Source organism: Peribacillus sp. NPDC060253, from assembly GCF_042727425.1.
In the GTDB taxonomy this organism is placed as follows: Bacteria; Bacillota; Bacilli; order Bacillales; family DSM-1321; genus Peribacillus.
The window spans coordinates 1-5,914 of record NZ_JBHXAS010000193.1 but is presented as its reverse complement, the minus strand read 5'-3'; the positions used below and the strand labels follow the sequence as shown (position 1 = coordinate 5,914).

Here is a 5,914-nt window from a genome sequence, read left to right as displayed (position 1 = left end):
ATATAAAGGAGCAAAGAAATAGAGAAAAATCAATTATTATTTATAATTACAGGCATATAAGACTACGATTAATCAAGTAATTAACAGATTACCCAGTTATTTTTTTACCTTATAACTTTAAATTTATCATGTATACTAATATCATCGAACAATGATTTCCAACACGGTACTTTATTTCCATATATGTATTATTTTAACATAAATGAAAATGGAAAAAGAAAGGGTCCTTTGTTTCATTAGTGTTTCTTGAAACAAATAATTTTACCCTTTATATGAAAATATTACAAGTTTTTTAAGTGTTAACTGTCTAATCAGGCCAAAATTCATTTATTTTAATTGTGATAGCATCCGGTCCAACATAAATAACGGGTGAATCCTCTTACAATAGTACGTATTGACTAATTCACTATTCCTGGAACCGTCAATGAAATGGCCTAAGTTTTTTCCTCAAGTTTAAATGAGCTGATTTCCTTGAAATAGAAAATGGAATCGGAGCAATATCCCCCGATTCCATTTAATCATAGCTTTTAGTTCATCGTATTAAAGACAGCCCGCTCATACATTCTTTTCGTTACTTGATAATATAGTAGTTGAAGAAGAAAATACGTAGCGATGACTATAGCCGAATAGCCAAACAAATTGGAGCCCAATAAATTGCTTAATGCCATGTAGGCAAATATTGCATGAATCATCCCTATCACAAAAGGCGCAAAAAAGAGGATGCGTATTTCCGCACTTAAGATTTGCCGAATTTCTTTTTTTGTTAGGCCCAATCGATGAAGTGCATGTATTTGAATTCTTTTATCTTCTAAGTTCGTAAACACACGCAGATACATCATGCTGCCTTGGACTATAAAGAATAATAAACTGACAAACAAGCCGATAAATAGGATCAACATGCTTCCCTGTTTCATCTTTTGATAAATAGGCGCTCTTGTTTGCAATTGATTGTGGTCAGGATTGTTCGACATTTTTTCGATTTTCCTAGATGTTTCTATTGCCTTTTCCCAATCTTTCACTTCGTACCCGCGGGCTCTTATCATTTCTTTCAGTGGCACATCAGCCGTGATTTCATTATATAATCGATCATCAACCACCATTAGGGTGGTAGCTGATTTGATGGGAGCGATTATCGTTTGATTTAGCTGATCCGCCATCGTTACTCGTACGATTTGTTTGCCATGGTGAAGTTCCTTTTCTTCCCCCTTTTGTATGAATTGATAATCCATTCCTTCATAAGGAAAAATATATACCGCTTCTTTTCCCGATAACTTGATTGGATCTAGCTTTCTCAATGCCGCTACTTTGTTAAAATCACTTTCCGAGATTAATAATGACCTATCTTCAATAGGTTCTCCCGTTTTCATATTGGGAATCATATGTGTAATGGGCACGCCTGTCATATTGACTTTGTAAAGGATCTTGAATCCATCTTCTTTTAAGGATCTCTCCACCATAGATGGTTCAATGACGGAATAAACAGAAGCATCATTTTCAACCCAGCCAATTGATTGCGGGATGTTATCCACCCCTTGCTTCTTGAGATCTGCTGTGAACATGAAAAGTGTTCCTCCAGCTGTCAAAATGACAGCAGTAATGATCGAGGTTAAAAAGAATAACCTGGAATAATCCTTGATATTAAATATTAAGTTTGTTTGAGTAATTAAATTTGTTCCATTATATAAGCTCTTCTTCTTCAGATGAAGCCTCCTGCAAAGAGCGACAATACTTTGGCTGAATAAAAAATAAGTGCCGATCAGGATGAAAACCAAAATGGGCAATACCCGAATATATGCATTGTTCATTTTCATCGTAACCGCCAAATAATAAGAAATGCCCAAGCATACTACTGATAGTGCAATTAACCACTTTGATACAATCGGTGACTTTTTTGGTTTTTGTTTATCTTTTAACAAATCGACTACCTTTGCATTTCCGATTTGAAACAATGAAAGAAGCGATAGTACCTGAAACAATAAAATGAAACCAACAATCGTATAAACAAAAGCTTTAGGAACAAATACAAATGATAATGGTGTCTCCACCTCTAATAACCAAGAAACTACCATTAAGAATAACTTTGAAAACAATAACCCCAATCCAACCCCGATCATGATCGATAGGAGGGATACCATCGTTTGCTCCCAGTAAATCAGTTTTCTAAGTTGGGCTTGGGACATCCCGAATATTGTGAGCAATCCAAACTCTTTTTTACGCGGCTGTAAGAATGCAGCATTAGAATAAGCGATAAAGAAAACAGAGAAAACGATGATGACAATTTCAGCTGCTATAAGCCCCCTGCGAACAAGCTGCCCTCCAGGGATATTCGTTGTGACCACATCTGGATGAAAGATAAAGGATGCATATATATAAAAGATTGAAACAGAAAGGACCATACTGAAAAAATAAGCAAGATAACGTTGGGTATTTCCTTGGATATTACGCTTAGCGAGAAGTCGAATGTTCATGGTAGACTCCCCCCAAAACGCTCAACGTATCTAAAATTCGACGATGGAAGGACTGTCTTTCCCCACCATTGTGAACCTCTGAAAAAAACTTTCCGTCCTTAATGAATAGTATCCTGTCACAAAAACTGGCGGCAGTTGGATCATGGGTGACCATGAGGATGGATGCCCCCTTTTTCTCCTGAAGCGTCGTGAAGCTATCCATTACCTGCTTGGCGGATTTGGAATCCAAATTACCTGTCGGTTCATCAGCCAGAATAATGGATGGTTCATGAATCATCGCTCTTGCACAAGATGTTCGCTGCTGCTGACCTCCGGAAATTTCAAAAGTCCGTTTTTCTAAAATCCCTTCTATACCAAGTAAGTGTGCCAACTGATTTACCCTATCTTCCATTTCATGTTGTTTATAATGGTCTAAAGCTAAAGGAAGAAGGATATTTTCGCGAACGGTAAGTGTATCAAGGAGATTAAAGTCTTGAAAAACAAATCCAATCTCCCTCCTTCGAAACAAAGACAGATCATGATTGTTTAATTCATTAGGATTTTGATCATTTAGAGTCACTGTCCCTGTTGTCGGCCTATCAATCGTGGCCATTAAGTTAAGCAAAGTGGTTTTCCCGCTTCCTGAAGGACCCATCACCCCGACAAACTCCCCTTTTTGAACATTCATGGAGAAATTATCTAATGCTTTATGAAATAAATTCCCCTGCTTTTGAAAATAAGTTTTGGATAATTGCTCTGCTTTTAAAATCGACATACTAGAATACCTCCCTTTCTTATTGTAAGTATAAAAAATAACGCCGGAGGCCCCCATCGAAGTTTATTACATAATGGCAAAACAGCCTTACAATTCTGTCACCTTTCATGTAAGGTATTTGTTTTAAAAAGAAATTCCACTGTGGTCCCTACGGATACAGTCGATTGAATGGTAACTTCATGTCCAAATTTGTTAACGATCTCCTTCACTAAATAAAGCCCCATACCAGTTGACTCTTGTTGGGTTCGTCCGTTCTCTCCTGTAAAAAATGGATCAAACACTCTTTTTATATCATGCGGGACAATTCCAATGCCCTGATCCATGATACTAAGATAAATCTCAGACTCTTTTTCAACGATGCGAAACGTAATGCTGTCATGCGCTCCCTGCCTTGAATACTTCAGTGCATTATAAGCAACCTGGCTAATCGCAAAGTGGAGCCACTTACGATCCGAATGCACATAAACATTTTCATGCTCTGTTTCAAGCTTGGGATAAATGAAACGTTGAATGAACTGTTTCTTTTCCTCGTTGATCACTTGCTTGACTAAATTAATTAAGTCAATCCGCTCCGATTTTACATCCTCCGAAAAACGCTGCAGCCTTGCACCGTGTAATATAATTTCCAACCCTCTGCGAAAACGATCATTTTCATCTTCAATCTCTTTAAGATAATCTTTCATCGCTTCATCAGAAAATGTCCTTTTTCCTTCTTGAATCAGTAAAGAAATGACCGAAACAGGTGTCTTCATTTGATGAACCCATTGGTGAATCAACAGCTCATATTGTTCCTTCTGTTTGATTTGTTCTTGTAATTGCTCGATTGTAGCCCGATTCATTTGTTGAAAAAGCTCAATCCACAACTTATGTTCATTTGTCATGGGATTCATAAAGGCTTCGGCATATTCAAACGTCAAGGCTGCTTCTTGCTTCATCCTTCCTAACTGATTAAGAAAACGATAATGCCTTATGTAATCAATCGCTAAAAATAGTAACATCATAAACATTGCAAGGGTAAATAGATAGATAATATTAGAAATCGATATGTGATTCCCCGCTTCCAGAACGGAGAACGCATAAGTAATGATGAGCAAACTTCCTAATAGAACAGTATAAAATATAAAATAGAGACGGTCTTTTATGTAGGATTTGAACTTCACTTTTCTTCACCTTGCATGATTTTAAGCCGATATCCTTTTCCCCTGCTTGTTGTTATGGCGGACTTGATTCCAATATCCTCTAGTTTCCTCCGTACTCTAGTGACATTGACAGTCAAAGTGTTATCATCAACAAATGAGTCATCATTCCATAGCGCTTCAAGTAAATCTTCCCGCGAGACAATGGTGTCATACTGTTTTAGTAAACAATTCAATAATTTCAACTCATTTTGGGATAACAGTACCTGTTTGTGTTGATATTCAATCATCGCTTTCTCCAAATATAGTGTTAATCCATCCATTTCCTTTACATGATGATGGAATGAGGATGTTTCGGCATATTCGCCATAAACCCTGCGAAGGGCACTCTTTATTTTTGCAAGTACGACTTCCAAATGAAACGGTTTCGTTATATAATCATCACCCCCATATTCAATGGCCATGACCTGGTTCATTTCATCTGTCCTTGCAGAAATAAAAATGATGGGAACCTTTGAAACCGTCCTCATCAGTCGGCACCAATGGAAACCATCATAATAGGGTAGATTGATATCCAATAAAACCAAATCCGGCCTTATCTCTTGGAACTCTGCAAAGACTTTTTCCATTTGCTTAACTTCAAAAACCTCATACCCATACCTTTTTAAATAATTGACCAAGATTCCAGCTATTTTTACATCGTCTTCAACCAATAAGATTTTATACATCTTTTCCTCCTCTATAAAATGACGCGGTCCCCTTTTGCACATGCAATAACACCCCATTTATTGCTAATAAATACATAAATAAAAAACCTTGAATGGCAGGAACCAATCAAGGAGATTCACATTAAATTAGATTTCATCCGGGATTTTCAGTCCCTCAATGAATGATTTAAAACTCGCTGCAACTTTATAAATATTTTCTTCCTGGTTTGAAGGATCCGAATACCACCCTTGATCCCAGAAGTAAACTCCCTTTTCCTCTTCGTTATTTATTAACAAGATTTTACCTGCACACGTATCATTCCCTATGATAATACAATTCTTATGTAAGCGTTCATTGTATTCTTCATGCCATTTTTGTAAATCCAACTCTTTTTCCTCAAGATCTAATCCATAAAGTACATTTAAGCAAACGAGGGTGTCTAATGCATCTACATAAAACTTACTGTTTTGCACTGCAGGTGAGCCGCCATTATACTTAAGGAGAAATTGTTTATAATCTGCAGGAATTTCAAAACCTACAAATCCCTGAAAATCATTCAATGCTTCTTGTGTGGCTTTGCCGTATCCAGTAATATTCACCATTCTACCAACTCCATTTCATTTATTGTAGCAACCTACTAAACTAAATCACCACTAGATAATAACCCTATTCACTTGTTATTGCGGTTTATAAACCGGCCAAGGATTTACTGATTATTCTCAGCCTATTGGAACTTCACTTTCTGATTACAACTCTGGTATTCAAAACGACATTTTCTCCATGCAGATCCTTAGAACATAAAATATTCATTAGGAATAGAAAAATTACACTTTTTTAAATATATTAAC

5 protein-coding genes are annotated in these 5,914 nt (G+C 36.7%); all 5 read right to left on the bottom strand.

Annotation, left to right across the window (positions count from 1 at the left end; genetic code table 11):
* Positions 1-527 precede the first annotated feature (527 nt).
* Positions 528-2,468: an FtsX-like permease family protein gene (locus ACFWE9_RS25555; protein WP_230159522.1), complete on the bottom strand. Its 1,941-nt coding sequence runs from the start codon at positions 2,466-2,468 to the stop codon at positions 528-530.
* Complete coding sequence (locus ACFWE9_RS25550) at positions 2,446-3,222, bottom strand: ABC transporter ATP-binding protein (RefSeq protein ID WP_230159521.1); 777 nt, start codon at positions 3,220-3,222, stop codon at positions 2,446-2,448. The genes ACFWE9_RS25555 and ACFWE9_RS25550 overlap by 23 nt, the downstream gene beginning before the upstream one ends.
* 98 nt (positions 3,223-3,320) lie before the next feature.
* Complete coding sequence (locus tag ACFWE9_RS25545; RefSeq protein WP_230159520.1) at positions 3,321-4,382, bottom strand: sensor histidine kinase; 1,062 nt, start codon at positions 4,380-4,382, stop codon at positions 3,321-3,323.
* Positions 4,379-5,086 (bottom strand): response regulator transcription factor, encoded by a 708-nt coding sequence (locus tag ACFWE9_RS25540; RefSeq protein WP_230159519.1) that lies wholly within the window; start codon positions 5,084-5,086, stop codon positions 4,379-4,381. The genes ACFWE9_RS25545 and ACFWE9_RS25540 overlap by 4 nt, the downstream gene beginning before the upstream one ends.
* Before the next feature lie 126 nt (positions 5,087-5,212).
* Positions 5,213-5,668 (bottom strand): SMI1/KNR4 family protein, encoded by a 456-nt coding sequence (locus tag ACFWE9_RS25535; protein WP_230159518.1) that lies wholly within the window; start codon positions 5,666-5,668, stop codon positions 5,213-5,215.
* Positions 5,669-5,914 lie beyond the last annotated feature (246 nt).

Bases quoted from the DNA above. Each gene is read 5' to 3' on its own strand.
- ACFWE9_RS25550 (WP_230159521.1), bottom strand. From the start codon at position 3,222: ATGTCGATTTTAAAAGCAGAGCAATTATCCAAAACTTATTTTCAAAAG.
- ACFWE9_RS25555 (WP_230159522.1), bottom strand. From the start codon at position 2,468: ATGAACATTCGACTTCTCGCTAAGCGTAATATCCAAGGAAATACCCAA.
- ACFWE9_RS25540 (WP_230159519.1), bottom strand. From the start codon at position 5,086: ATGTATAAAATCTTATTGGTTGAAGACGATGTAAAAATAGCTGGAATC.
- ACFWE9_RS25535 (WP_230159518.1), bottom strand. From the start codon at position 5,668: ATGGTGAATATTACTGGATACGGCAAAGCCACACAAGAAGCATTGAAT.